At 62.9% G+C, this 24,831-nt stretch carries 22 protein-coding genes; 11 read left to right on the top strand and 11 right to left on the bottom strand.

From position 1 onward, the window contains the following. Positions 1–1,881, bottom strand: a complete 1,881-nt coding sequence (locus tag GM676_RS23100) for an amidohydrolase (RefSeq protein ID WP_155466387.1) — start codon at positions 1,879–1,881, stop codon at positions 1–3. Positions 1,882–1,913: 32 nt separating this feature from the next. Continuing rightward, complete coding sequence (locus tag GM676_RS23095) at positions 1,914–2,798, bottom strand: LysR substrate-binding domain-containing protein (RefSeq protein ID WP_155466386.1); 885 nt, start codon at positions 2,796–2,798, stop codon at positions 1,914–1,916. 101 nt (positions 2,799–2,899) lie between these two features. Here GM676_RS23095 and GM676_RS23090 point away from each other — a divergent pair, with 101 nt between their 5' ends. After that, positions 2,900–3,733 (top strand): oxidoreductase, encoded by an 834-nt coding sequence (locus GM676_RS23090; RefSeq protein WP_155466385.1) that lies wholly within the window; start codon positions 2,900–2,902, stop codon positions 3,731–3,733. On the opposite strand, the gene GM676_RS23085 is transcribed toward GM676_RS23090, so the two are convergent. Then, entirely contained in the window at positions 3,698–4,618 is a 921-nt protein-coding gene (locus tag GM676_RS23085; RefSeq protein ID WP_155466384.1) for a DMT family transporter, read from the bottom strand. The two genes, GM676_RS23090 and GM676_RS23085, sit on opposite strands and share 36 nt — an antisense overlap. Before the next feature lie 103 nt (positions 4,619–4,721). Here GM676_RS23085 and GM676_RS23080 point away from each other — a divergent pair, with 103 nt between their 5' ends. The 3 genes from GM676_RS23080 (at position 4,722) to GM676_RS23070 (ending at position 6,575) form a co-directional block, all read left to right on the top strand. After that, positions 4,722–5,648 (top strand): helix-turn-helix domain-containing protein, encoded by a 927-nt coding sequence (locus GM676_RS23080; RefSeq protein WP_155466383.1) that lies wholly within the window; start codon positions 4,722–4,724, stop codon positions 5,646–5,648. Positions 5,649–5,730: 82 nt separating this feature from the next. Further along, positions 5,731–6,120, top strand: coding sequence for a BPSL0067 family protein (locus tag GM676_RS23075; protein ID WP_155466382.1), 390 nt, complete (start codon positions 5,731–5,733; stop codon positions 6,118–6,120). Positions 6,121–6,122: 2 nt separating this feature from the next. Beyond that, positions 6,123–6,575, top strand: a complete 453-nt coding sequence (locus GM676_RS23070; RefSeq protein ID WP_155466381.1) for an STY0301 family protein — start codon at positions 6,123–6,125, stop codon at positions 6,573–6,575. Here GM676_RS23070 and recQ read toward each other — a convergent pair whose 3' ends face one another. Further along, positions 6,576–8,396, bottom strand: coding sequence for a DNA helicase RecQ (recQ, locus tag GM676_RS23065; RefSeq protein ID WP_155466380.1), 1,821 nt, complete (start codon positions 8,394–8,396; stop codon positions 6,576–6,578). Positions 8,397–8,419: 23 nt separating this feature from the next. Beyond that, positions 8,420–9,259, bottom strand: a complete 840-nt coding sequence (locus GM676_RS23060) for an undecaprenyl-diphosphate phosphatase (protein ID WP_155466379.1) — start codon at positions 9,257–9,259, stop codon at positions 8,420–8,422. A gap of 187 nt (positions 9,260–9,446) precedes the next feature. On the opposite strand from GM676_RS23060, the gene GM676_RS23055 reads away from it, so the two are divergent. Continuing rightward, positions 9,447–9,668: a hypothetical protein gene (locus GM676_RS23055; protein ID WP_155466378.1), complete on the top strand. Its 222-nt coding sequence runs from the start codon at positions 9,447–9,449 to the stop codon at positions 9,666–9,668. Between the two features lie 76 nt (positions 9,669–9,744). After that, positions 9,745–10,005, top strand: coding sequence for a DUF4351 domain-containing protein (locus GM676_RS23050; RefSeq protein WP_170304348.1), 261 nt, complete (start codon positions 9,745–9,747; stop codon positions 10,003–10,005). A gap of 69 nt (positions 10,006–10,074) precedes the next feature. On the opposite strand, the gene GM676_RS23045 is transcribed toward GM676_RS23050, so the two are convergent. The 3 genes from GM676_RS23045 to GM676_RS23035 all read right to left on the bottom strand — a co-directional run bounded on the left by GM676_RS23045 (position 10,075) and on the right by GM676_RS23035 (position 15,602). Beyond that, a complete protein-coding gene (locus tag GM676_RS23045; RefSeq protein WP_155466376.1) occupies positions 10,075–12,462 on the bottom strand; it encodes a TonB-dependent receptor in 2,388 nt (795 codons plus the stop codon). 113 nt (positions 12,463–12,575) lie between these two features. After that, positions 12,576–14,717 carry a glycoside hydrolase family 88 protein gene (locus GM676_RS23040; protein ID WP_229262831.1) on the bottom strand — a complete coding sequence of 714 codons (2,142 nt, stop codon included), beginning with the start codon at positions 14,715–14,717 and terminating at the stop codon, positions 12,576–12,578. A 72-nt stretch (positions 14,718–14,789) separates the two neighbouring features. Further along, complete coding sequence (locus GM676_RS23035) at positions 14,790–15,602, bottom strand: NAD-dependent epimerase/dehydratase family protein (protein WP_155466374.1); 813 nt, start codon at positions 15,600–15,602, stop codon at positions 14,790–14,792. 86 nt (positions 15,603–15,688) lie between these two features. Between GM676_RS23035 and GM676_RS23030 the strand changes: the two genes are divergently transcribed. From GM676_RS23030 to GM676_RS23015, 4 genes are all read left to right on the top strand, one after another. After that, entirely contained in the window at positions 15,689–16,684 is a 996-nt protein-coding gene (locus tag GM676_RS23030) for a LacI family DNA-binding transcriptional regulator (protein WP_155466373.1), read from the top strand. A 66-nt stretch (positions 16,685–16,750) separates the two neighbouring features. Further along, positions 16,751–18,571 carry a hypothetical protein gene (locus GM676_RS23025; RefSeq protein WP_211923281.1) on the top strand — a complete coding sequence of 607 codons (1,821 nt, stop codon included), beginning with the start codon at positions 16,751–16,753 and terminating at the stop codon, positions 18,569–18,571. A 10-nt stretch (positions 18,572–18,581) separates the two neighbouring features. Continuing rightward, a complete protein-coding gene (locus tag GM676_RS23020) occupies positions 18,582–20,483 on the top strand; it encodes a glycoside hydrolase family 2 protein (RefSeq protein WP_155466372.1) in 1,902 nt (633 codons plus the stop codon). Continuing rightward, a complete protein-coding gene (locus GM676_RS23015; protein WP_155466371.1) occupies positions 20,480–22,699 on the top strand; it encodes a glycoside hydrolase family 3 N-terminal domain-containing protein in 2,220 nt (739 codons plus the stop codon). Before GM676_RS23020 ends, GM676_RS23015 begins: the two co-directional genes overlap by 4 nt. Here GM676_RS23015 and GM676_RS23010 read toward each other — a convergent pair. Together GM676_RS23010 and GM676_RS23005 are read right to left on the bottom strand one after the other, a co-directional pair. Then, entirely contained in the window at positions 22,673–23,380 is a 708-nt protein-coding gene (locus GM676_RS23010) for a substrate-binding periplasmic protein (RefSeq protein ID WP_371866346.1), read from the bottom strand. The two genes, GM676_RS23015 and GM676_RS23010, sit on opposite strands and share 27 nt — an antisense overlap. Continuing rightward, complete coding sequence (locus GM676_RS23005) at positions 23,377–24,273, bottom strand: LysR substrate-binding domain-containing protein (protein ID WP_155466370.1); 897 nt, start codon at positions 24,271–24,273, stop codon at positions 23,377–23,379. Before GM676_RS23005 ends, GM676_RS23010 begins: the two co-directional genes overlap by 4 nt. Positions 24,274–24,396: 123 nt before the next feature. Here GM676_RS23005 and GM676_RS32645 point away from each other — a divergent pair, with 123 nt between their 5' ends. Next, positions 24,397–24,519 (top strand): hypothetical protein, encoded by a 123-nt coding sequence (locus GM676_RS32645; protein ID WP_267875664.1) that lies wholly within the window; start codon positions 24,397–24,399, stop codon positions 24,517–24,519. 24 nt (positions 24,520–24,543) lie between these two features. On the opposite strand, the gene GM676_RS23000 is transcribed toward GM676_RS32645, so the two are convergent. Then, on the bottom strand, positions 24,544–24,825 hold the full coding sequence (locus GM676_RS23000) for a YkgJ family cysteine cluster protein (protein ID WP_155466369.1): 282 nt from the start codon (positions 24,823–24,825) through the stop codon (positions 24,544–24,546). Between the last annotated feature and the right edge of the window lie 6 nt (positions 24,826–24,831).

The following is a 24,831-nucleotide window of genomic DNA, read 5'->3' as shown; positions in this document are numbered from 1 at the left end:
TTACCGCATGCCCTTAGAGGTCGTTTCAAAAAGCCCGCAGCTTCGTTGCGGCTCCTTGCCGTGCAAGCTGCACTGTCTTCGTCGCCGCGCCTCGCTGCGTGCATTTTGAAACAACCTCTTAGCCTGATAGACGATTTTCCCGCCCACCATGGTTTGCAGTACCTTGATGTTGGCGATGTCCTCGGCCGGGATGGTGAAGAAATTGCGGTCGAGGACAATCAGGTCCGCCAGCTTGCCCACTTCCAGCGAGCCGGTATCCTTTTCCTGCCGCAGCGTGTAAGCGGCGTTGAGCGTGATGGCGCGCAGGGCGGCGGCGCGCGGCAGGCCCGGTTGAGCGGTCAGCGTGCCCTGGTACTCCTTGCCGGCGTTGGGCGCGGCGGTGCGGGTGACGCCGACTTTCAGCGCGAACCACTCATCCAGCGGATCGACCGGCCAGTCGCTGCCATAGGCGATGCGTGCGCCGGCATTGAGCAACAGCGCTTGCGGCTCCACCAGAGCGTAGCGCTTGGGGCCCATGTAATCCTTCAACGCGCCCACGGTGTCCGGCGCCGGCTTGGCCCACTGGAAGGACAGCACCGGCGTTACATCCAGCTTGGCGAAACGGGTGTAGTCTTCCGGCGCGACGATTTCATCGTGCGCCAGCGCGGGCCGCATGCGCTTGCCCTCCGGTGTGGCGCGGACTTCCTCAATGGCATCCAGCGATTCGCGCACGGCGCGGTCGCCGTCGACGTGGATGTGCGGATCGATATGCGCGTGCGCCAGCTCTTTCAAGGTGGCGCGCAAGGATTCGGCGGAGAAGTAGCTGGCAGGCCCGTTGTGCGGGCCTGGCTGCCAGTCCGGCTTCTCCGGCGTGCCCTTGTTGACCAGATAAGGCTCGATCATGGCGCCGGTGAAGGCCGGCGCCGAAATCACGCCATCCATGAACAGCTTGGCGTGGCGTACCTGCATCGACGGCGCCACCCTGGTCGGCCCCTGGTTGAACTGCTTCTGCTGCTTGAGCAAATCCGCCACCGCGCTTTGCGGCGTCGCACCCTTATCCAGATCGATCAGTACCGCGAAGTGTGCGCGCGCGGTCAGCTTGCCCTGCTGTTGCAGGTCGCGGAAGGCGGTCATGGTTTCCGGATCGGTGTACGCATCAAGGAAAGTGGTGATGCCCTGCTGGCGCATGGCCGCCAGCGCCGCCTTGGACGCGGCCAGGTTTTCGGCCACCGTCAGCGGCGGCAGCAGGTTCATCGCCAGATCCTGCGCGGCGTCTTCCAGCAGTCCGGTGGCGTTGCCTTGCGCGTCACGCGTGATGACGCCGCCCGGTGGATTCGGCGTATCGCGCTCGATCTTCGCCGTCTTGATACCTTTGGCGTTCAGCAGCGCCGAGTGGCCGAAGGACGAGCGCACGATGACGGGACGTTCGGTCCTGAGCGCATCCAGCGTGGCGGCGGTGGTTTCCACGCCATCCGGCAGCATCCCTTGCTGGAACCAGTTGACCACCACCAGCCAGCGGTCGGCGCCGGATTTTTTATCGTTATCGAGGCAGGACTGAATGCGCGCCTGGAATTGCGCCACCGTGAGCGGCTCGTAATTCAGGCTGCAATTGAGCAGGCGGCTGCCGCCCGATTGCGGGTGCATATGGCCGTCGACCAGGCCCGGCATCAGCATGCGGCCTTGCAGGTCGATCACCTCGGTCTTCTTGCCGGTGAGGGCCTTCACGCCATCGTTGCCGCCGACGTAGACGATGCGGCCGCCGCGCACGGCCAGCGCCTGTTGCACGCTGTCTTTGTCGTCCACGGTGTAGATGTAGCCGTTGCGGTAGACCGTGTCGGCCGGCTTGTCGGCGGCGTGCGTGTTGGCTGCAATCAGTGCTGCTGCTAAGACGATGCGTTTCATGCGGTCGGCCTCAGTGAGTTGGATGGGTGATCTTACCGCGCTTGTATCAGATCGATCAACGCGCGCAGCTTGGGCGCTTCCTGTGCGCGGCGGGGGAAGTACAGGAACAGCCCCGGCTCCGGCAGCGCGTGCGAGGGCAGCAGCCATTGCAGCGCGCCGCTCTCGATGTGCGGACGCGCCAAGGGCTCGAACAGATAGGCGATGCCGACACCGTCCAGCGCCAGGTCCAGCGCGAACATCGGGTCGCTCACGCGGCAGCTGCCGTCCACCGCAACGGCCACCGTGGCCTTCCTGTCGATGAATTCCCAATCGTAGACGGCGCCGCGCCGCAGCAGGCGGTAGCCGATGCAATTGTGCTTGCGCAGGTCGGCCAGCGTGTGCGGCGTGCCGGCGCGTTTCAGATAGGCCGGCGAGGCCACGGCGATGGCCTTGAAAGGGGGCGTGAGGCGCACGGCCACCATGTCCTCCGCGATCATTTCGCCGAGGCGCACGCCGGCATCGTAGCCGCCGGCCACGATGTCCACCAGCGAATCGTCGCTGGTGACTTCCATGATCAGCTGCGGATGCTTCTCGGCCAGCGCCACCATCAGTGCGCGCAGGGCCAGCGGACCGGCAATGCGCGGCGCGTTGATGCGCAGGACGCCGCTGACCTGGCCGCGCGCGGCGCGCAGTTCGGCCGCCGCTTCATCGATGGCGTCCAGCGCGGGCAGGGCGCGCGACAGGAATTGCGCGCCGGCCTCGGTCAACGCCACGCTGCGGGTGGTGCGGGCGAACAGCGGCATGCCGAGCTGCTGCTCCACCACGCGCACCGCGTGGCTGACGGCGGACGGACCGAGTCCCAGTTCGGCGGCGGCCGCCGCAAAGCTGCGGTGGCGGGCGACGGCGGCGATCACTGGCAAGTGGATGAGCAGGTTCATTCATGAATCATATCGCATAAGTTATGCGAACTAGGCTACTTTTTCGTTTAATCGGAAAAGCGCAAGATGGCTCCATCAACCACCCACTTACGGAGATCATCATGGAAAAGCAAATCTGGTTCATCACTGGCACGTCGAGCGGCTTCGGCGAGGCGTTTGCGCGTTATGCGCTGGCACAGGGCCACAGCGTGGTCGCCACGGCGCGCGATACGCGCAAGCTGGAGGCACTGGTGGCGGTGGCGCCGGAGCGCGTGCTGGCGTTGCCGCTGGACGTGACCAAGGCCGGCGCCGCGCAAGCCGCCATCGACGCCGCCTACGAGCGTTTTGGACGTATCGATGTGCTGATCAATAACGCTGGCTACGGCGTGGTCGGCGCGGTGGAGGAAACCTCGGACGCCGAACTGCGCGCCATCATGGACACCAACTTCTTCGGCGCGGTGGACGTCATGCGCGCCGCCGCACCGCGCCTACGCGCACAGGGCAGCGGCGCGGTGGTGAACATCTCCAGTCTGGGCGGGCAGCTGTCGATGCCGGGCTTTGGCGCCTACTCGGCCAGCAAGTTTGCGCTGGAGGGCATCTCGGAAGCGCTGGCGCTGGAGCTGGCGCCGTTCGGTGTGAAAGTGGTGATTGTGGAGCCAGGCTCGTTCCGCACCAACCTGGCCGGCGCGGCGATGCGACAGCTGCCGGAGATCGCCGCCTATGCCGATACGGTGGGCGCCACCCGCGCCTTCGCGCGCGACATGGACCAGACGCAGGAAGGCGATCCGGCCAAGGCGGCTGCTGCGCTGGACGTGGCGCTGCGCGCCGAGGTCACGCCACTGCGCCTGCAACTGGGGCAGGACGCGGTGGACATGGTGCGCGACCATGCGGAGCAAATGCTGCGCGATCTGCACGCATGGTCAGCGCTGGCTGCCGACACCCGCATCGACGGCTAAGCCGCGGCGCGGCAAGGCGGGCAGGAACGCCAGCAGATTCCCCGCCAGCACCAGCGCCAGGCCGCCCAGCGCGAGCGGCGTCCAGTGGTAGCCTTCGTAGACCGTGGACACCGTCAGCGCTACGATGGGGAACAGCACCGTCGAATAAGCCGCGCGGTCAGGGCCGATGCGGCCGACCAGCATCAGGTAGGCGGTGAAGCCGATCACCGAGCCAGGTATGGCAAGGTAGAGCAAGGCGCCGAGGTAGCGCGGCGCGGGATCAATAGTGAACGGCATGCCCATCGCCAGCGCCGCCACGCCCAGCGTGGTGGAGCCGATCAGCATGGCCCAGGTGTTGGTCAGCCATGGTGTCAGGCCGAGGTTCATGGCCTGCATGCGACTGGACAGCAGATTCCCGCACGAGAAGCACAGTGTGCCGCCCAGCGTGAGCGCGAGGCCGAGCAGGGTGTGACTGTCGTGCCAGTGGCCGGCCATCTGCGGCGCGAACAGCAGCACGATGCCGCCAAGGCCCAGCAGGGCACCCAGCATCACCTGCGGCTTGATCGGACGGCCGAGGAAGATGCGGCCATTGATGGCGTTCCACAGCGGCGCGGTGGAGAACACTACCGCTTCGAGGCCGCTGGTAACCCACTGGCTGGCGTAATAGAAGCACAGGAAATTCAAACAAAACAGCGCCATGCCCTGGGCGAACAGGTAAGGCCAGGCCTGGCGCGGCGGCCACCATGGGCGGCGCGTCAGCAGCAGGCCGGCCAACAGCACGGCGGCGGCGATCCAGAAGCGATAGGCGATCGATACCGGCGCTGGTACCACGCCCAATTGGAAAGTGATGGCGATCCAGGTGGTGCCCCAGATCAGGACTGTGAGGAGGTAGAGGAACATATTCATAGTGTTGTCAGCATGACGGCCGGGCGGCGAGGCGACTTGTCTGAAATTGCGCATATCGTGCCGCCGCCAGCGCGTTGGCGGCGCTGCGTGCTAGACTTTATTCATGTCCTCCCGCGCCAATAACCTGCCCGCCACCTTGCTGTCCTCACTGCCGGACGGGCAGTTGTCGCACTCCGTCTTCAAGACCATGTCGGAGACCGATGCGCAGCTGGAGCGTTTTGCCTGGCTGGGCGACGAACTGGCCGTGGCGATCTGGCGGCGCGACACGCCGGTGGCCGAGACCAGCTACAACCAGCCGGGCCACCACACGCTGTCCTACTACCTGGACGGTGGCCATCGAACCGAGCGCACCGAGCTTCCGGGCCTGTATGGCGCGCCGAAGCGGCTGTGCACTTTACCGGACTGGCACGAATCGTCATGGACCGTGCGCGGGCAGATGCACTTCATGCACATCTACTTCCTGCCGCAGCACTTCACGCGGCGCGCCGTGGTGGAGCTGGACCGCGAGCCGCGTGAGCTGACGCTGGCTGACCGCACCTACTTCGAGCACGAACGCATCGGCCATCTGTGCGCCGCCTTGGCCGACATGCCGTGGGATGGCCCCGATGCGCAACTGCGTGCCAACGAAGTGACGCACGAAGCGCTGAGCCATCTGCTGCTGGCGCAATCGGCGCCCTTGCAGCAGGCGCGCGTGCGCGGCGGACTGGCGCCGGTGGTGCGGCGGCGGCTGGCGGACTACATCGAAGCGAATCTGGCGCAGAACATCACACTGGGCATGCTGGCGGTGCTGGCGTGCATGTCGGAGTTTCATCTGGTGCGCATGTTTAAAGTCTCATTCGGCATGTCGCCCTCGGCATGGATCGCCTCGCGCCGCATCGAACACGCGCGTGTGCTGTTGAAGACCACGGACCAATCCCTCCAACAAATCGCCGACGCCTGCGGCTACGCGGACCTGAGCCACTTCAGCCACCGCTTCCGCGCCGCCATCGGCACCGCGCCCAGCCGCTACCGCAGCATCCTGCTTGCCTAGTTTCTCCGCGTCTGAGCCTGATCAAATTCTCCTTGCGCCCAATGGGCGATAGTGGGCGTTCGCGCTATCAAAGGAGACTGTCATGTCATACGTATATTCGAAAGTTGATAAGCTGGAAGGCAGTGCCAAGGTAGGGACGCATCAATGTGCAGTGCTGATTCAGCACTACACCGATGCCGGTCCAACCAGTGGCTGGCGCCAAGGTGAAGCCGTGCTTGGCAACCAGATGATACGCAAAGGGACGGCAATTGCGACCTTCAAACATGGTCGCTACCCAAACCAGAAGCATGGAAATCACGCGGCATTCTTCCTGCGCCAAGCGATCAATGGCATCTACGTTATGGACCAGTGGAACGATAAAAAGAAGCCTCGAATCTCAGAGAGGTTTCTTGAGTCCCAAGGGACGAATAAAGATGGTAGCTTTAAAAATCCGAGCAATAATGCCGATGCCTTCTTTGTGATTGAGCACTGATCATGAAGACTAACCTGAACGAATGCCTGCGATTGGTCGTGGTAGCCGTGCTAGTAGTACCTGCACCTGTGCTCGCAGCTGAGGTATCTCCCTTAACTTGCCCGGACGTCATTCCGGCAGCGACAATAAAGGTTGATCCGATGTTAGAGAGGTGGGCACCAAGTGTCCTAAGTGATTTTCGACTGAGTGCGGCAGGCTTTAATAGTGGTCCGCCGGAGAAGCGTGCAGATCTGAAACCGTACTCTGTTACCGAGAAGAGACAGCGCTCCGTCTCGGTCTGGCGATTTGATGAAGGCGAATTTGCCGATGGGCTCTGGCTGGCGTGCTCTTATGGCGGTGCGGCTGGCGAGATCATTTTGGCTCACAGGCTGCCAGGCGGATATCGCAGCTGTTCGGTGAGTTATCGCCCGAGCCCCAAAGCCGGAGCACAGTTGATTGATATCACCTGCCGCTGACTAATCCATCTCCTGAATCAGTGCGACGATTTCGTCGCCGTAGGAGGCGAGCTTTTTCTCGCCGACGCCGGAGATGCCGCGCAGGTCGTCCAGCGCCATCGGCCGGGCTTTGGCGATTTCACGCAGGGTGGCGTCGTTGAAGATGATGTAGGCGGCGACGTTGTGCTCGCGCGCGGTGCCCATGCGCCAGGAGCGCAGGCGATCGAAGATCTTCTGTTCGTGTACCGACAGGTCGCTTTCCACATAGCCTTTGGCCGCGCGGCTCGGTTTCTGCTTGACCGGTTTCTGGTACTGGCGCAACTGCACTTTCTGGCCACCTTTCAGCACCGGGCGCGCGGCGTCGGTCAGTTTCAACGAGCTGAATTGCTCGTGATCGACCGTCAGCAGGCCAAGCGCGATCACTTGCCGCAAGATCGCGCGCCATTCCTGTTCGCTGCGGTCGGCGCCGATGCCGAACACGGACAATGAATCATGGTGCCAGGTCTTGATGCGCTCCGTCTCCTGCCCGCGCAGCACGTCGATCACATGGCCGGCCGCGAAGCGCTGGTCGACGCGGTACACGGCCGACAGCAGTTTCTGCACCGGCACCGTGCCGTCGAACGACACCGGTGGAATCAGGCAGGTATCGCAATTGCCGCAAGGGCCGGCCTTCTCGCCGAAGTAGTCGAGCAGGCGCACACGCCGGCAGCTCAGGGTCTCGCACAGGCCCAGCATCGCATCGAGCTTGTTGCCCAGCACCCGCTTGAAGGTTTCATCGGCTTCGGATTCGTCGATCATGCGCCGTTGCAGCACCACGTCCTGCAAGCCGTAGGCCATCCAGGCGCTGGACGGTTCGCCATCGCGGCCGGCGCGGCCGGTCTCCTGGTAGTAGCCTTCGATGCTCTTGGGCAGATCGAGGTGGCAGACGAAGCGCACATTCGGCTTGTCGATGCCCATGCCGAAGGCGATGGTGGCGCACATGACGATGTTTTCTTCGCGCAGGAATTTCGCCTGATTGGCCGCGCGCACCGAGTGTTCCATGCCGGCGTGATAGGCCAGCGCGCGCACGCCGTTCTCGTTCAGGAATTCCGCCGTCTCCTCCACCTTCTTGCGCGACAGGCAGTAGACTATACCGCAGTCGCCGCCGTGCTCGGTGGTGATGAAGTCCAGCAGCTGCTTGCGGCCATTGGCCTTTTCGACGATCTGGTAGCGGATGTTGGGACGGTCGAAGGAGGACACGAATTGCGCCGCGTCGTCCAGCTGCAAGCGGTGCACGATTTCGGCGCGCGTCTGCGGATCGGCGGTGGCGGTCAGCGCGATGCGCGGCACGTTGGGGAACTGCTCGTGCAGCACCGACAGCTTGATGTACTCGGGCCGGAAGTCATGCCCCCATTGCGACACGCAGTGCGCCTCGTCGATGGCAAACAGCGAGATCTGCGAATCCTGGAACAGGTTCAGGCAGCGCTCCGTCATCAGGCGCTCGGGCGCCACGTACACCAGGTCCAGCTGGTTGGTGCGCACCAGCCGCTCGATGCGGCTGGCCTCTTCATACGACTGGGTGGAGTTCAGGAAGGCCGCGCGCACGCCGACTTCTTCCAGCGCGTCGACCTGGTCCTGCATCAGCGCGATCAGCGGCGACACCACCACGCCCACGCCGTCGCGCAGCAGGGCCGGGATCTGGTAGCACAGCGACTTGCCGCCGCCGGTGGGCATCAGGACCAGCGCATCGCCGCCGCCGGCCACGTGGCTGACGATCTCCCCCTGCTGGCCGCGGAAGGCCGGGTAGCCGAAGACGGTTTGCAGCAGATGGAGGGCGCGTTCGTTGTTGTCCTGATGATTCATGATGCTACTACTGCTCTATAAAATTACTCCGCCCAGGTGACGGCTCCGGTGTAAGCGGTTGCCAGCACCAGCAGGCCGAAGGCGATGCGATACCATGCAAAGACGGTGAAGGTGTGTGAGCTGATGTACCGCAGCAGCCAGCGCACGCACAGGAAGGCTGAAATGAAGGCGGAAATGGTGCCAACGGTGAACAGCGGCAAGTCGGCGGCCGACAGCAGCGCGCGTTCCTTGTACAGAGAGTATACCGTAGCGCCGAGCAGAGTCGGAATTGCGAGGAAGAACGAGAACTCGGTGGCCACCTGGCGCGAGAAGCCGAAGATCATGCTGCCCATGATGGTGGCGCCGGAACGGCTGGTGCCGGGGATCAGCGCGAACGCCTGCGCCAGGCCGATTTTCAGGGCGTCCAGCGGGGTGATCTGGTCGACCGAGGTGATGCGGGCCATGGCCGGATTTTTCTTTTCGCGGGCTTCCACCCACAGGATGACGAAGCCGCCGATGATGAAGGCCAGCGCCACCGGCACCGGCGCGAACAGCACGGCCTTGATGGCGTGGGCGAAGACCAGGCCGAGGATGGCGGCCGGCAGGAAGGCGATCGCGACGTTGAGGGCGAAGCGCTGTTGCAGCTTGTCGCTGAACAGGCCGGCCAGCACGGCGGCGATGCGGGCGCGGTATTCCCAGATCACGGCCAGCATGGCGCCGGCCTGGATGACGATCTCGAACACTTTCATTTTTTCTTCCATGCCGTGGAAGCCCAGCAGGTGCTCGGTCAGGATCAGGTGGCCGGTGGAGGAAATCGGCAGGAATTCCGTGAAGCCTTCAACCAGGCCCATGATGATGGCTTTCAGCGCGAGAACGATATCCATGAATTCAGTATTTAACGTGCAGTTGGGAAATATAAGGAGCGGCAGGGAGGTTACCGGGGTCGAAGCTTACCATGCCAAAGTTAATATTTTATGAATCTCACTCAACGGTAATCCAGTCGGCCGGCAATCCGGACGGGCTTTGAAGTGCGTCATATAGGTTGGCGTGGCGCGGGTGCAGACTGGGCGGATGCAGAATGCCGCCCTGTCCACCCGTTACGATTTGCCCTGGAAAGCCGTGATCTCGCACGCTTTGCGCGCGTTCCTGGACTTTTACTTTCCCGATTTCAGCGAGCGCGTCGACTGGCGCAAGCGGCCGCGCTTGCGCGACAAGGAGCTGGCGAAGCTCTGGATTACTGTTCCAGCATCGCTGGAGCGAGAGGCGCATACTTTTACTATTCAAGGTGATTAACTGGATGATTGTTCTGCCTGAGCCGCAAGAAAGGCGTTACTTGCAAGTAGTGCACGGTCTGGAAAAGGAGCATGAGATGAGAAAGTTATTGACTCCGCTGGAGCAAATGATTATGAACGATGGCATCAAGATAGGCATTGAGCAAGGTATCGAGCAAGGGCTGGATCGGGGGCGGAAGGAGGGCGCTGTGGCGCTGTTGGAGCGCTTGCTGGCGCAGCGCTTCGGGCCGTTGCCGCAGACGGTCCGCAAGAAGCTGGCCAAGGCCAGTGTGGCGCAGGTGGAGGCGTGGAGCGATGCGCTGAACTCGGCGCAATCGCTGAAGCAGGTCTTCCAATAAAAAAGCCCCCGCAGCGGGCTACGAGGGCGGAAGGGCGACTCACCAGCGGAGTCGCGAGGGAGATGCTCTTTAGAAGGTGAGGTCGAGACGGGCGCCGAAGTAGCGCTGGAAGTCGCGCGGCGGCATCCACTCCGTGGTGTTGACCGCCACCGGCGTGTTCGGCGCCTTCGGGCTCCAGGTCCCATTCGCGATCGCGTTGTTCAGACCGGTCGCGTAGCGCTTGTCGAACAGGTTGTTGACCAGGAAGGTCACCTTGTAGCGGTCCCGCTTGTCCTTCACGCCAAAACTCAGATTGGTGATCGCATACGCGCCCTGGATGGTGTTCGGGTCCTGGCTCAGCGAGAACTGCGTGCGGCTCTGGTAGCGCGTGGAGCCGGCGATGAAGCCGTTGAAGCTGGCCGATGGCAGCATCACATCATATTGCCCGCCCAGGTTCACTTTCACTTTCGGCGCATTTGGCAAGGTCTTGCCCGCCAGGTTCTGCACGAAGGTGTTGTTGTACTTCGGATTCTGCGCGCAGCCCGGTCCTGGCGTGCTACCGGTGCCGGCCGCGTTCACCACGTTGTAGCACGGGCCGTTCTCAAATTCCTGGATGGTGGCCTCGGTGTAGGCGAAGCTGCCGTTCAGTTGCAGTTCGCGCGTCACCCGCACATTGCCTTCCACTTCGAGACCCTGCGTGCGCAAGCCGCCGATGCTGTTCAGGCCGGTACGGAAGGTACCGTCGTCGTCAAAGAAGCTCGACGATTGCTGGAAGTGTTTGAAGTTGGTGCGGAACAGGGCCACGCTGAACATGGCGCGGTTGTCCCACAGGCTTTGCTTCCAGCCCAGCTCGTAGCTGCGCGCGGTCTCCGGCGCCACCGCCGGCAACTTGGCGGTGGCCGAGGTGAAGCCCGAGGTCAGGTCGTAGGCCTTGCCCTTGTGGCCGGTGGAGGCCATGGCGTACACCATCGCATCCTTGTTCAGCCGATGCTCCAGCCCCAGCTTGTAGGTGCTGCTCTTGTCGTTGTCGCCCTTGGTGTAGAACTCGGTCAGGGCCTTGACTTGCGGCGGCACGGTGTAGCGGCGGAAGTTGTAGCCGGTGTCCTCGTCGTTGTAGCGGGCGCCGAGGATCAGGCTGGTGTTGGGGCGGAAGTCCCACGAGCCCTGGCCATAGATGGCCTTGCTGATATTCCACGCATCGGCGCCATAGGCGGTGCCATAGGCCTGGATCAGTGGCGCCTTGGTCAGCTCGCGCGTCAGCGCGTTCTTGCCGTACCACAGGCCGGCCACATAGCGCAGCGCGCCCTTGTCCGGCGAGGTCAGGCGGAATTCCTGGGTGGTCGATTTGACGTCGAAGTAGCCGTACTGGTACAGGCCGCCATGCATGCCGGTCGGCTGGCCGTTGGGCAGGAACAGGAAAGGCAGGATGTCGACATCGGTGTTGTCGTTGTCCTGATAGTCGTCCATGTGATACTTGCTGTAGGACGAGATCGAGCTCAGGGTGTGGCCCTTCAAGGCGCTGTTGTCGTCAAATGCCCAGTCCAGCTTGACGCCGGTGCCGGCGTCGTGGAACTTGCCGCCGGTCGGATAGTCATTGCGCACGTCGCGGTTGTCCGGGCTGATGTGGATGCCGGCCAGCACCACCGATGGCGGCAGCTGCGGCGCGTTGCGGTACAGCGCGCCCGGCGACATCGCGGTGAAGGCGTTCGAGCAGCAGAACTTCTCGGTGCGGTTGTAGTGCGGCGTCAGCGTCAGGGTCAGTTGCTCCAGCGGTTGCCATTCGAGCTTGCCGCTGAGGTTATCACCCTTGCTGCCATTGAGCTTCTTGCCGGTGGTGAGGTTGTTGAGCGTGCCGTCGAAGTTGGTCTTGCTGGCGGCCACGCGCAGGCGCAGGGTGTCCGACACCGAACCGCCGGTGCTGAAGCCGACGCGCCATTCATCGTCGTTGGTGACGTAGCTGGTGGCGTTGGTTTTCCAGGCGCCGCCGATCGGTTTGGTGGTGATATTGATCGCGCCGGCAATCGAGCTCTTGCCGAACAGCGTGCTTTGCGGCCCTTTCAGCACCTCGATGCGGCCGACGTCGGCCAGATCCTTGAAGGCGCCAGCCTGCATGCCGAGCGGGACGTCGTCGACAATCACGGCCACGTCCGCCTCCACGCCGATGCCCAGCGAGAAGGTGCCGATGCCGCGCATATTGATGCTGAAGTTGCCCGGCTGGGTGCCGTAGGACAGCGTCAGCGCCGGCGACAGGGCCGGCACGTCTTCCAGGTCGCGCACGTTGGCGCGTTGCAGGACGGCGTCGTTCAGCACGGTGATCGAGGCTGGCACGTCCTGCAAATTCTGCGCGCGCTTGTTGGCGGTGACGATGACCGATTCGAGCTTGCCATTGTCGTCCTGTTGCGCAAGGGCGCCGCCGGCCAGCAGGGCCAGGATCACGGCGGCGGTGATGCGCCGCAGTTCAGGTTGTTTCGCTTGCATGTGGTGTCTCCAGTGAATGTTATGGTTTTGTGATGCTTCAACTAGATTGTGGAATCGCTTCCACCTATGGTTAAAAAAATCCGCCGGAAGCCGCGTGGCTGCCGGCGGGGCGTTTATTGACTGCTGACCTTGAGCGGGGCTTTCAACTTTTGCGCATAGCCGCGCACATAGGCCTGCCACGCGTCGGCATCGACGAAGTCGCCGCTCTTGCTCCAGCCGGCGCCGAAGTAGTAGACGAAGGGCTGGCCCGGTTGCGCCGTGCCCAGCGTGAGCTGCTGCCGGTCGATCACCTCGAAGCCTTGCGCGCTGCCCGGCAGGATCACGCCGCAGCCGGTGCTGCCGTCTTCGCCGTGCGCCGGTTCCCAGTAGCTTGCCCAGCCGCCGGCATCGGTGGCGTACTGGCCGTTGCCTTCGCGCTGGACGATGCCCACGCCCACCTGCAACGGCGCCTTGCGGTTGCTGGCGAAACGCGTTTCAACGCGGGTCATGTTGGAGCCGGCGTCGATCGAGAAGCGCTTGACTTCGGACACCGTACGGCCATGGCCCGCGTCCCAGCCGGCGTAGGTCAGTTCGAACACGGAACGCAGCGGGCCGTCGGCCAGCACTTTGTATTTGGTGAAGTTGGACGAGTTATGCAGCTTGCCATCGGCGACGATGGTGGTGCCGCCGCAGCCACGGCTCTGGCCCACGCTGTAGTAGTCCAGACCTTCGCCCTCGTCGTGGTGATACTCGCCGCGCTTGTACCATTTGTCGATCACCGGCGTGCGCACCTTCTTCACCCATACGTCCACGCCGCTGGAGATCAGGTGCTCTTTCGGGTCCTTGATGATGGCAGGGCCGTACACGCGATGCGCGGTGCGGTCGCTCTCCCAGGCGAAATCGTCGAGGCGCTCGGGCACGAAGCGCGCGTGGGTTTTGACGTCGGCCGGCGGCACGGCGCCCAGCTTATCGGCCGGCAGCACCAGGTAGCGGCGCGTTTCGTTGGCGGCCAGCTGCACCGGAAAGACGATCTGCTTGCCGATCACCTGCGAGTTGACGATGGCCGAGGTGGCGGCATCCATCACCACCGGCTTGCCGATGCCCGCGCCCAGCGTCGCTTCCGCCAGCTCGTCGCCGCGCACGCCGTCGGTGGGATTGGTCACGCTCACCTTTTGTGGCCTGGCTTTTTCCAGCACCGCCATGCGATAGACCTCGCTGCCGGCCAGCAGGAAGCCGCCGACGCCATACACTTCGGTGAGATTGTCATCAAAGACTTTTGGCGCCAAGCCGATAGGCTGGACGTGCGTCAGCTTGCCATCGGTCTGCACATTGGCCACCAGCGCGGCCCATGCTTTCTGCACCGCGGGCTTGAAAGCCTTGGCGTCCAGCAGGCCCTGATTCACGCCCCATGCAAAGGCGTAGGTGTACAGCGCCGAGCCGCTCGATTCCTTCATCGGATAGGTGCCCGGGTCGAGCAGGCTGGCGCGCCACAGGCCATCGTCCTGCTGGAGCGTGAGCAGCCTGGCCGCCATGTCCTTGTACTGCTGGACGAAGCGCGGGCGCTCAGGATGATGCTCCGGCAGGTATTGCAGCACGCGTACCAGGCCGCCCATCACCCAGCCGTTGCCCCGGCTCCAGTAGACCTTCTTGCCATTGGCTTCGCGCTTGTCGAAGTAGTTGGAGTCGCGGAAGTACAGGTGTTCTTCCTTGTCGTACAGGTAGTCCGAGGTCACCCACCACTCGCTGATGGCGAAATCGAGATAGCGCTGGTCGCCGGTGATGGCCCACAGCCGCAGCCAGGCCGGTGGCGCCATGTACAGCGCGTCGCACCACGACCAGCGATCCTGGTTGCCCTTGACGGTGAATTCCAGCGTGCCGGTGCGGCGGTTGTTCAGGATGTCGTCAAAGCTGGCGCGCAGCGGCGCGATCATTTTCGGATCGCGCGTTTGCAGATACAGCTCGGCGTAAGTCTGGCCGACGATATGATCGTCCGCGTGGTAGTGATTGGGTCCGAGCTTCCAGTTGTTCTTTTCGCCCATGGCGATCATCGCATCGCGGTACTTGCTGCTGCCGGAGATATTCGCCAGCGCCATGATGCCGTTGTAGCCCACCGCCTGCGTCCAGTCGTCCGGGCGGTGCTTGCTCGGATTGGCCAGCTGCCAGTCGGCCACGCGCTCCATGGTGGACAGCACGGCTTTCGGGTTGATGGCGGCCGATGGCGCAGCCGCTTGTACGGCGGGCGTTTCGGCCGCAACGGCAGGCACGGTGTGGAACATGGCTGCCACGGCAGCCAATACAGCAATGCGGAGATGCGATGATGTCATGTGGTGTTGTCCCGGTTATTTGTATTATTTGTACATGGGGCCAGCCGTGACGAACGGTCCGCCCTGATAGATGGTTGGCGCGTCGCCGGCCGCCGGATAGTCTGCGCTATCCGGGAAGTGGCCGGCGAATTCGGCGGAGCTGTGCCTGGGCACATAGCCCAGGTGCGACGCATGTTTGTTGTCCCACCACTTGGTGGCGTTGTTCGAGGTGCCGAAGGTGATGGTGTGGCCCACGCGTGGGGTGAACAGCGAGCAGCGGATCAGTTCCACCAGATCGTCGTAAGCCAGGTAGGTAACCATCATGCGCGGGTTCTTCGGCTCCGGGAACGAGGAGCCGATGCGCAGGCACACGGTCTCGGTGCCGAAACGGTCGTAGTAGTAGCGCGACAGCGCTTCGCCAAAGGCCTTCGATACGCCGTAGAAACCGTCCGGACGCAGCGGCATGTGGGCGTCCACCAGTTCGGTGGTCTTGTAATAGCCCACCACGTGGCTGGAGCTGGCGTAGATCACGCGTTTGACGCCGCACTTGTGGATGGCTTCATACAGGTGGTGCAGGCCGAGGATGTTGGCGTTCATGATCGGCTCGAACTTGTCTTCCACCGAAATGCCGCCGAAGTGCAGCACGGCGTCCACGCCCTCCATCATTTGCATGACCTTGTCGCGGTCGCCCAGGTCGCCGATAACGATTTCCTCGCCTTCGCCCGCCGGGCCGAGGTCTTTCACGTCATTCAGGCGGACGATGTCGGCCCAGGCCTTGGCGCGTTCGCGCAGGACGGTGCCAAGGCCGCCGCCGGCGCCGGTCAGCAGGATGCGTTTGAATGGTTTGGTAGTGGTCATGGGTTGCTTTTATGGGATGGTGAGGGTATTGTGGTTAAACGTTTAATCAGCAGTATAACCAAATTCGCCCCGAGGTCAATCGATTCATGAAAAAGCCCGTTCCCACCATCCGCGACGTGGCGGCCGGCGCCGGCGTGTCCACCGCGACGGTGTCCAAGTTCGTCAACGGCACGCAGCGCTTTTCGCCGGCGGTGGAACAGGCCATTACCAGGGTGATCGCGGAGCTGGGCTACCGTTCCAATCCGCTGGCGCAGTCGATGATTACGGGGCGCACGCACAGCATTGGCCTGTCGGTGCTGGACGTGGCAAATCCGCACTTCAGCAGCGTGGTGAAGGGCGCCAACCGTGTAGCGCAGGCGCATGGCTACAACGTGCTGTTGGTCGATACCGAAGAAAACCCGGACCGCGAACGCCCGCTGCTGGAAGCGCTGAGCCGCCGTGTGGACGGCATGATCGTCATCTCGCGTATCCCGGAATCGGAGCGCGATTGGATGGCGGATCTGGGCAAGCCGCTGGTATTTCTTGGCCGTCTGACGCGGCATGAGATTCCCTGCGTGGCGGGCGATGATCACCGTGGAGCGGCCATGCTGACGCGGCATCTGCTGGCGCTGGGGCACCGGCATATCGCCTACCTTGGCTTCGGCAAATCGCGCCGCGATGAGGAGCGCCTGGCCGGCATCCGCGAATGCATGTCGGCGGCCGGGCTGGAACTGGCCGTGTACGACGGTGGCGCACCGACGGCACAGGAAGGGGAGCGCATGAGTTCCTCCATCATGCTGGGTGCCACCCATCCCGATGCACTGATCTGCTACAACGACCTGATGGCCATGGGCTTCATGAAGGCCGCCCAGACACTGGGCTTCCGCGTGCCGGAAGATATTTCGGTGGCGGGCTTCGACAATATCGATTTCGGCAGCTACACCTTGCCGCCTTTAACCACGGTCGATCTGCGAAGTGAGCGCATGGGCGCGGCGGCCATGGAGCAGCTGCTCACGCAGATAGACGGCAAGCCGGCGGCCCCTTCCACCATCATCGAACCGCAGCTGGTGCTGCGTCATTCCACCTGCAATCGCCACCTGTAAGTGTTTACCTTAGAAGCAAAATCGCCTACTATTTGTAAAACGTTTTCCAATAACAATCGAGACGACATGAAATTCCTTCCCCTGACCATGGCGGTGATGGCCGCCTGCGCTTCCGCATCGGCCGCGCCGATGAACCGCATCGTGCAAGACAACGCCTACCAGCAACTGGATTTCTTCTTCAGGAAGCTGGTGGCGGAACGTGAGAACATGGTGCTGGACGGCGCCTCGCCGTTCAAGAGCGGCGACAAATTCTTGCCGGGGAAGGTGGCGGCGGGCCTGGGCCACGTGCTGCTCAATACCGCCAGGGACGATCCGTCGCTGGAGCAAAAGCTCAAGGACTATCGCGACATCGCCGACATGACGGTCGGCATGGACAACCATACCTGGGGCATCTACTACTACATTGGCACGCTGGTGAAGCTGAAGGAGGCCGGCCTGCTGGAGCGCGCCGTTAGCCCGGCCACGTTGGAGAAGCTGCGCAAGCAGCTGGACTGGCGTACCTTCGTCACGCCGCAGTGGGATCTGATCAACTTGCCGACTAATTACTACGGCGTGGCGTTCAGCATCGCGCGCCTGCGCATGATGATGGGTTGGGAAGACGACAGCGCGGGCAAAGTCCTGCTCGACAAAATGCTTACCCATTACAAAAAATACTCCGGAAAATTCGGTTTCTCCGACGAGACCGACGGCGAAGGGCGCTTCGACCGCTACAGCATCCTGCTGATCGCGGAGATTTGCGAACGCTTCCTGGAAACCGGCCTGCAACCAACCGAGGAACTGAAAGGCTTGCTGCGCAAGGCGGCCGACATTGCGCTCAACGTCGCCAATGCCGAAGGCCAGGGATTCAGCTTCGGCCGCAGCCTCGGGCCATATGGCGAGACGGCGCTGGTGGAGATCCTGTCGGTATCGGCCTACCTCGACGTGCTGACGGCGGAAGAGAAGCAGTACGCCTACGCCTTCTCGTCGCGCATCGCCGAGCGTTACATGAACTTCTGGTACGACCCGGCCATGCACTCGCTCGATATGTGGGGCAAGGGGCGTCGTACCGATACCTATCGCGGCAAGCATCGCATCCTGGGCGAGAACTTCTCGCTGCTGCACCAGCTGATCTACACCAACGATACGTGGAACAAGGCCGGCTTCAAGGACGTGCAGCCGAAGGCGGATTTGCAGGCGTGGCTGGACAAGAACCGCCCGCAGTTCAGCACCACCACCTTCGCACAGGGAGAATATGACCGCGCGCTGTCCATCTTCCGCGACGGTCCGCATGTGATTAGCCTGAACATGATCAACGGCGGCATCAGCCAGCATGACAACAGCCCTTACTACCCGCTGCCGTTTGCGCCCGACATCGTATCCGGCGTGGCCGACAGCGGCGGCGCGCATGCGCAACTGCTGCCCAGGTTTACCATGGCGGATGGCGCGCAGTTGATCGGCGCCGCGTGGATCAAGGACATCAAGACCGGCAAGGACGGCAAGCGCTATACCGTCTCGTACCGCCAGGACGAACTGGATCGCCTGGGCAAGCGCTCGCCAGTCAAGGATGGCTGCATCAAACTGCGTACCACCTACACGCTGGAACATGGCGTGATGACCCGCACCGACGTCTACACGCCGGTGGGTGCGCAGGACGTGGACAAGATCACTCTGGAATTCGCCTCGTTCTCGGATCAGGCCAGCATCAAGGCCAATACCGTGACGTTCGCGCAGGGCGCGGTAAAGGAGTACAGTGTCAGCGGCTTGCAGCAATGCGAATTCGCGCCGACCAATGGCAACAAGGACTTCATGGCGCCATATGGGCCGATGAAGACACTGGTCACATGCAGCACCGGCAAGCTGACCATGAGGGAACCATTGACGATCAAGTGGACCATTAAATACCAATAAGGAGACATGGATGCGACAAGTGTGGAAGCTGCTGCTGTTAGCAAGCTGCCTGACCGCGAGCTTTGCGGCGGGCGCGCAGGACGATCAGGCGCCGGGACAGGCGCATGCCAACAAGGGCGCCAGCCCGCGTGCCGAACTGGCCAGGCAGCCGCCCACGCTGCAAAATATCTATGGGCGCCAGCCGCTGTCGCTGAACGGCCGCTGGAGCTACATCATCGATCCTTACGAGACGGGCTTCTACAACTATCGCCGCCAGCCATTCGACCAGTCGCCGACCGGCGCCGGCGGTTTCTATGATGACCGCAAACCGAAAGACAAGGACGATGCGGTCGAATACAACTTCGACGGCTCGCCGACGCTGGCGGTACCGGGCGACTGGAATTCGCAGGCGGCCAGACTGGAATTCTACGAAGGCACCCTCTGGATGCGCCAGAAATTCAACGCCGCACCCAAGGATGGCAAGCGCTACTTCCTCTACTTTGGCGCGGTCAATTACGAAGCACACGTCTACCTGAACGGCAAGAAGCTGGGTAGCCACAAGGGCGGCTTCACGCCATTCCAGTTCGAGGTGACCGGCCGCCTGCTGAAAGGCGAGAACACGGTGGTGGTCAAGGCCGACAACACGCGCCATCAGGACGATATCCCGACTGTGAACACGGACTGGTGGAATTACGGCGGCATCACGCGCGACGTGCTGCTGGCTGAAACGCCTGACACCTACATCGAGGATTACCAGATCCAGCTGGCCAAGGGCGACATGGGACGCATTGAAGGCCATGTGCAACTGGCTGGCGCCAGGCGTGCGCAGGACGTCACCGTCTCCATCGCGGAGCTGGGCGTGAAAACCACCGTGCGCACCGACGCCAATGGCCGCGCCGCCGTCAGCATCGCGCTGCCGAAGAACAAGGTGCGCTACTGGTCGCCGGAAGATCCCAAGCTGTACAACGTGACCATCGCCGGCGCCACCGATACTCTGAACGACCGCATCGGCCTGCGCACCATCGAGACGCGCGGTCACGATATTCTGCTGAACGGTAAATCCGTGTTCCTGCGCGGGATTTCTCTGCACGACGAGAATCCATTGATCCCCGGCCGCCTGCGTGGCGAAGGCGATATGCGCATGATGCTGCAATGGGCCAAGGACATGAACTGCAACTACGTCCGCTTGGCCCATTACCCGCACAGCGAAGAGATGATCAAACTGGCCGACGAAATGGGCTTGCTGGTGTGGGCCGAGGTGCCGGTGTATTGGACCATCTCGTGGGAGAAGCCGGAAGTCTACGCCAACGCCAGGCAGCAGCTGACCGATCTGGTGGTACGCGACAAGAATCGCGCCAGCGTCATCATCTGGTCGATCGGTAACGAGACGCCGGTCAGCCCTGTGCGCACGGAGTTCATGGGCAAGCTGGCCGATACCGTGCGTTCGCTGGACCGCACCCGTTTGGTGGGCGCGGCGCTGGAGGTGCATCGCACTGGCGACGTGGTGACGGTGGAAGATCCGCTGGCCGACAAGATCGACCTCGCCAGCTTTAACCAGTACGCCGGCTGGTACTGGTCCAACAACAAGGAGATGATGAAGTTCTCCTTCAAGGTCAATTACAACAAGCCGGTGCTGGTGACCGAGTTCGGCGCCGATGCGCTGGGCGGCTACCACGCCGACACCGACACCAAGTGGAGCGAGGAGTATCAGGACCAGCTGTACAAGAACACCTTCAAACTGCTGGATGCGATTCCCGGCCTGCGCGGCATGACGCCGTGGGTGCTGACTGACTTCCGTTCGCCGCGCCGCCCCCATCCTTACTTCCAGGACTACTGGAACCGCAAGGGCCTGATCTCCGAGACCGGCAAGAAGAAGCAAGCCTTCTACACGCTGAAATCCTATTACGAACAAAAACAACAACAGTACAAATGAAGACACGACACATCGCAGCCGCCATCGGCGCGGCATTCGCTCTTGCCGCGCATGCGCAGGACGCCCGGATCGACCGCAAGGTCGCCGACCTGATGAAGCAGATGACGGTGGCCGAGAAGGTCGGTCAACTACATCAGCTCTCCGGGCGCCAGTTCACCGGTCCGACCAGCAGCGCCTACGCCGACAAGCTGGCCGACATCCGCGCCGGCAAGGTTGGCTCCATGCTGAACGTGACCGGCGTGGCCGATACGCGCGAAATCCAGGCGTTGGCGCTGCAATCGCGCCTGAAGATCCCGCTGCTGTTCAGCCTTGATGTCATCCACGGCTACAAGACCGTGTTCCCGGTGCCGCTGGGCGAAGCCGCTTCGTGGGACATGGAGGCGATCGAGCTGTCCGCCCACATCGCCGCCAGGGAAGCGGCGGCCGCCGGCATCCACTGGACCTTCGCACCGATGGTGGACGTGGCGCGCGATCCGCGCTGGGGCCGCGTGATGGAAGGCGCGGGCGAAGACACTTACCTCGGCTCGCAAATTGCCGCCGCGCGCGTGCACGGCTTCCAGGGCAGGAAGCTGGGCGCCACCGACAGCGTGATGGCCACCGCCAAGCATTTTGCAGCCTACGGCGCCGCCATCGCGGGCCGTGACTACAACGCGGTCGACATGAGCGAGCAGCAGCTGCATGAGGTCTATCTGCCGCCGTTCAAGGCCGCCACTGATGCGGGCGCCGCCACCTTCATGAACTCCTTCAACACGCTTAACGGCATTCCCGCCACCGGCAACGCCATGCTCCAGCGCGACATTCTGAAAGGCGCGTGGAAGTACAAGGGCTTTGTGGTCAGCGATTGGGGCTCGGTGCGCGAGATGGTGCCGCATGGTTATGCGGCTGATCTGTCCGACGCCGCCGTCAAGGCCATCAACGCTGGCAGCGACATGGACATGGAGGGCTATGCCTACACCCAGCATCTGGAAGCCGCCGTCAAAGCCGGCAAGGTGAAGATGGCCACACTGGACGACGCTGTGCGCCGCATCCTCTACAAGAAGTTTGAACTGGGCCTGTTCGACGATCCATACCGGTACTCCGACGCCGCCCGCGAGAAGGCGGTGCTGAGCGATCAGTCGCACCGTACCGCCGCGCTGGACGTGGCGCAGAAATCCATCGTGCTGCTGAAGAACGAGAACAAGCTGCTGCCGTTGCCGCGCGAGGCCAAACGCATCGCGGTGATTGGCCCGCTGGCCGATTCGCAGCGCGACCTCGAAGGTGGCTGGGTGGTGCAGGGCGAGCGTGCCAAAGTGGTCAGCATCGTGGAAGGCATCCGCAGCCACGCCGGCAAGGCGGAGATCAGCTATGCGCAAGCCTGCGCTCCCGGTTGCGCCAGCAGTGAAGGCTTTGCCGACGCCGTCGCCACGGCCTCAAAAGCGGACGTCATCGTGCTGGCCGTGGGCGAAACCTGGGACATGAGCGGCGAAGCCAAGTCGCGTACCGACATCACGCTGCCGGGCCAGCAGGAAGCGCTGTTCAGCGCGCTGAAGGCCACCGGCAAGCCGGTGGTGGTGGTGATGCTGGCCGGCCGCCCGCTGGTGTTCAACACCATCGCCGACAAGGCCGATGCCATCGTCTACGCCTGGTTCCCTGGCAGCGAAGGCGGCAACGCGGTGGCCAATGTGCTGTTCGGCGACTACAACCCTTCCGGCAAGCTGCCGATCACCTTCCCGCGCAGCGTCGGCCAGATTCCGCTGTCGTACGCGCAGTACAACACCGGCCGGCCAGTGACGGACGAGAAGAACGTGGTCTACAAATCGGCCTACATCGATTCGGTCAACACGCCGCGCTACGCCTTTGGCCATGGCCTGAGCTATACCGACTTCAAATACGGCGGCCTGACGCTGAGCAGCCCCAAACTGGCGGGCACCCAGAAGGCGACGCTGTCCTTCGATCTGTCCAACAGCGGCAAGGTGGAAGGCACGGAGATCGTGCAGCTCTATCTGCGCGACATGGTGTCGTCGGTGGTGCGGCCGGTGAAGGAGTTGAAAGGCTTCCAGAAGGTCCACCTCAAGCCGGGCGAGACGCGGCGCGTCAGCTTCACCATTGACCGCGATACGCTGTCCTTCTTCAATAGTCAGTTGAAGTGGGGCGCGGAAGCGGGCGATTTCCATCTGATGGTGGGCAGCGCCTCGGACGATATCCGCCTGTCAGCGCAGCTTGAGTATCTTCGCTAGCTCGCCGTTTTTTTCCAGCGCTTCGATGGCGCTGTTAAATTCAGCGATGCCGATCCGGCTCTTGCGCGAGACGACGCACTTGGCCTTGACCTCGTACACCGTCAGCATGTGGGAGCCGGGCGGCAGCTGGCCGTCCGCCAGATAACGCTCAACCACATTGCGCGGCGCGACCAGATGATCGAAACGCCCGGCCAGCCATTTGCGCACCGACAGCGCGCTCGATGGCGCATCGTCGCGGCTGTAGTCCTGCCCCACGACCTTTTCCAGTTCCGGATAACGGAAGCCCAGCACCGTGCCAAGCCGCTTGCCGCGCAAATCGGCCACGGTGGCGGGCGGCTTGACGCGCGGCGATGTCAGCACCACTTCGCTGATCGGGATGAAAGCCGCGGTCCAGTCGACATCGCCGGGCAGCCATTCCGGCAGATAGCTGCACAGGATATCGCCCTCGCCGGCTTCCAGCGCGCCCATCACGCGCGTGCGCGGCAACTGCACGTACTGTACCGGGCGCCCGAGTTGGCGCGCCAGCGCCGCGCCCAGCCTGTCCTGGAAGACGGAAGGCGGCTGATAGCCGGAGGTCAGCAGGCCGTCGACTTTTTCGATGTAGCGTAGCGGCGCCTTATCGGCGGCCTGCGCCGATGCGACGGCCAGCAGCAGCGTGGCCGCCAGGGATGCGATGATCACAGCAGCCCTTTCTGCATTTCGGCCACCTCTTCGCGCAGCCAGTCGCAGAAATGGGCGATCTTGGCCATGCCCGGCTTGCCGCGGCTGACGATGATGCGGTAGCCGCGTCCATAAGGCGCGCTCTCGCATTTCACCATTTTCAGGATGCCGCTGCGCAGGTCTTCGCTGGCGATGGCGTGCGACACCAGCGCGATGCCTTGCCCTGCCACCGCCGATTGCACCATCACCGCAAAGTTGGTATAGGCGCGCGAGAAGTTGTACTTGCCCTTCAATGCATTGTTCTGGCGCAGTAGCGCGATCCAGGTGTCGGTAGTGAATTCGTGCAGCAGCGGATAGCGGTGCAGGTCGGTCAGCGTGATCTCGCTTTCGCCGGGCGCCAGCAAGGACGGGCTGTACACCGCCACCAGCCGATCATGGAACAGCAGGCCGGGATCGCCGGGCACCACGTCATAGGTGCGCAGCGCGATGTCGGTGCTGCCGTCATCCATGTCCGCCAACTGGTCGCTGGAGTCGATGCGGATATCGAGTTCCGGATGGCGCTGGGTAAAGCGGGCGATGCGCGGCACCAGCCATTTGATCGCCAGCGAGTGCGTGGTCGAGATGCGCAGGATTCTTTCGTCGTCGCCGGTTTGCAGGGCGGCGACCTTGGTATTCAATTCGGCCAGCGTGCGGCGCACGGTGGCGGCCAGCTCCTGGCCCTTTTCGGTCAGCGTGATGTGGCGCGGATGCCGCACGAACAGCTCGAAGCCGAGCGCCTCCTCCAGCTGCTTGACTTGCAGGCTGATGGCGGCGGGCGTCTTGTGCAATTCCTGCGCGGCCAGTTTGAAACTCCCCCAACGCGCGGCGCAATCGAAATCGAGCAGGCCGGAAAGGGAGCGCAGTGGTTTTGCCATGACTTAGGATTTCTTATTCAAATAGCGAAAATAACTCGTTTGATAACATTTTAAGGCTGACGGAAAATATACCCCATAAGCAGTGAAAACTCCATGAACAAGTTTTCTTTGAAGGAGAGTGCCATGTCCCAACCCGCCGCCCCGGCCTGCAAGGCTGTTTGCCCGGCTCCCGCCAAGGAGCCATTGATGCCTAAATTTTCAGCGGAATTGATGAAGATGCTGGCGCAGCTGGTGACGCTGCGCTGACCCGGCATGCCGCGGTCGAGGGGTTTAAGCGTGCGGCGCGGTGGCTTTTTCCAGCGCATCCAGCCAGCGCATGGCCTGTTCGCGGCTGGCGCCGCACATTTCCGCCGATGGCTGCAAGCCGGCGCAGAACGCCGGCCGCTCCGGACGGCCGAAAATCAGGCAGCGATTATCTTCGCCAAGTTGCACGCAGCGCACACCGGCCGGCTTGCCGTTGGGCATGCCGGGGATGGGGCTGGTGATGGAGGGGGCCGTGCAGCAGGCGCCGCAGTTCGGCCGGCACTCCAGCGTGGAGGCGGTCGGATTCATAAGGGG

The sequence above is a fragment of the Duganella radicis genome, assembly GCF_009720825.1.
Taxonomy (GTDB): Bacteria; Pseudomonadota; Gammaproteobacteria; order Burkholderiales; family Burkholderiaceae_D; genus Rugamonas; species Rugamonas radicis.
Note: the sequence above shows the minus strand (reverse complement) of the source record. Positions and strands in the feature narration are given on the sequence as shown.

Bases quoted from the DNA above. Each gene is read 5' to 3' on its own strand.
- GM676_RS23100 (WP_155466387.1), bottom strand. From the start codon at position 1,881: ATGAAACGCATCGTCTTAGCAGCAGCACTGATTGCAGCCAACACGCAC.
- GM676_RS23095 (WP_155466386.1), bottom strand. From the start codon at position 2,798: ATGAACCTGCTCATCCACTTGCCAGTGATCGCCGCCGTCGCCCGCCAC.
- GM676_RS23090 (WP_155466385.1), top strand. From the start codon at position 2,900: ATGGAAAAGCAAATCTGGTTCATCACTGGCACGTCGAGCGGCTTCGGC.
- GM676_RS23085 (WP_155466384.1), bottom strand. From the start codon at position 4,618: ATGAATATGTTCCTCTACCTCCTCACAGTCCTGATCTGGGGCACCACC.
- GM676_RS23080 (WP_155466383.1), top strand. From the start codon at position 4,722: ATGTCCTCCCGCGCCAATAACCTGCCCGCCACCTTGCTGTCCTCACTG.
- GM676_RS23075 (WP_155466382.1), top strand. From the start codon at position 5,731: ATGTCATACGTATATTCGAAAGTTGATAAGCTGGAAGGCAGTGCCAAG.
- GM676_RS23070 (WP_155466381.1), top strand. From the start codon at position 6,123: ATGAAGACTAACCTGAACGAATGCCTGCGATTGGTCGTGGTAGCCGTG.
- recQ (WP_155466380.1), bottom strand. From the start codon at position 8,396: ATGAATCATCAGGACAACAACGAACGCGCCCTCCATCTGCTGCAAACC.
- GM676_RS23060 (WP_155466379.1), bottom strand. From the start codon at position 9,259: ATGGATATCGTTCTCGCGCTGAAAGCCATCATCATGGGCCTGGTTGAA.
- GM676_RS23055 (WP_155466378.1), top strand. From the start codon at position 9,447: ATGCAGAATGCCGCCCTGTCCACCCGTTACGATTTGCCCTGGAAAGCC.
- GM676_RS23050 (WP_170304348.1), top strand. From the start codon at position 9,745: ATGAGAAAGTTATTGACTCCGCTGGAGCAAATGATTATGAACGATGGC.
- GM676_RS23045 (WP_155466376.1), bottom strand. From the start codon at position 12,462: ATGCAAGCGAAACAACCTGAACTGCGGCGCATCACCGCCGCCGTGATC.
- GM676_RS23040 (WP_229262831.1), bottom strand. From the start codon at position 14,717: ATGTTCCACACCGTGCCTGCCGTTGCGGCCGAAACGCCCGCCGTACAA.
- GM676_RS23035 (WP_155466374.1), bottom strand. From the start codon at position 15,602: ATGACCACTACCAAACCATTCAAACGCATCCTGCTGACCGGCGCCGGC.
- GM676_RS23030 (WP_155466373.1), top strand. From the start codon at position 15,689: ATGAAAAAGCCCGTTCCCACCATCCGCGACGTGGCGGCCGGCGCCGGC.
- GM676_RS23025 (WP_211923281.1), top strand. From the start codon at position 16,751: ATGAAATTCCTTCCCCTGACCATGGCGGTGATGGCCGCCTGCGCTTCC.
- GM676_RS23020 (WP_155466372.1), top strand. From the start codon at position 18,582: ATGCGACAAGTGTGGAAGCTGCTGCTGTTAGCAAGCTGCCTGACCGCG.
- GM676_RS23015 (WP_155466371.1), top strand. From the start codon at position 20,480: ATGAAGACACGACACATCGCAGCCGCCATCGGCGCGGCATTCGCTCTT.
- GM676_RS23005 (WP_155466370.1), bottom strand. From the start codon at position 24,273: ATGGCAAAACCACTGCGCTCCCTTTCCGGCCTGCTCGATTTCGATTGC.
- GM676_RS32645 (WP_267875664.1), top strand. From the start codon at position 24,397: ATGTCCCAACCCGCCGCCCCGGCCTGCAAGGCTGTTTGCCCGGCTCCC.
- GM676_RS23000 (WP_155466369.1), bottom strand. From the start codon at position 24,825: ATGAATCCGACCGCCTCCACGCTGGAGTGCCGGCCGAACTGCGGCGCC.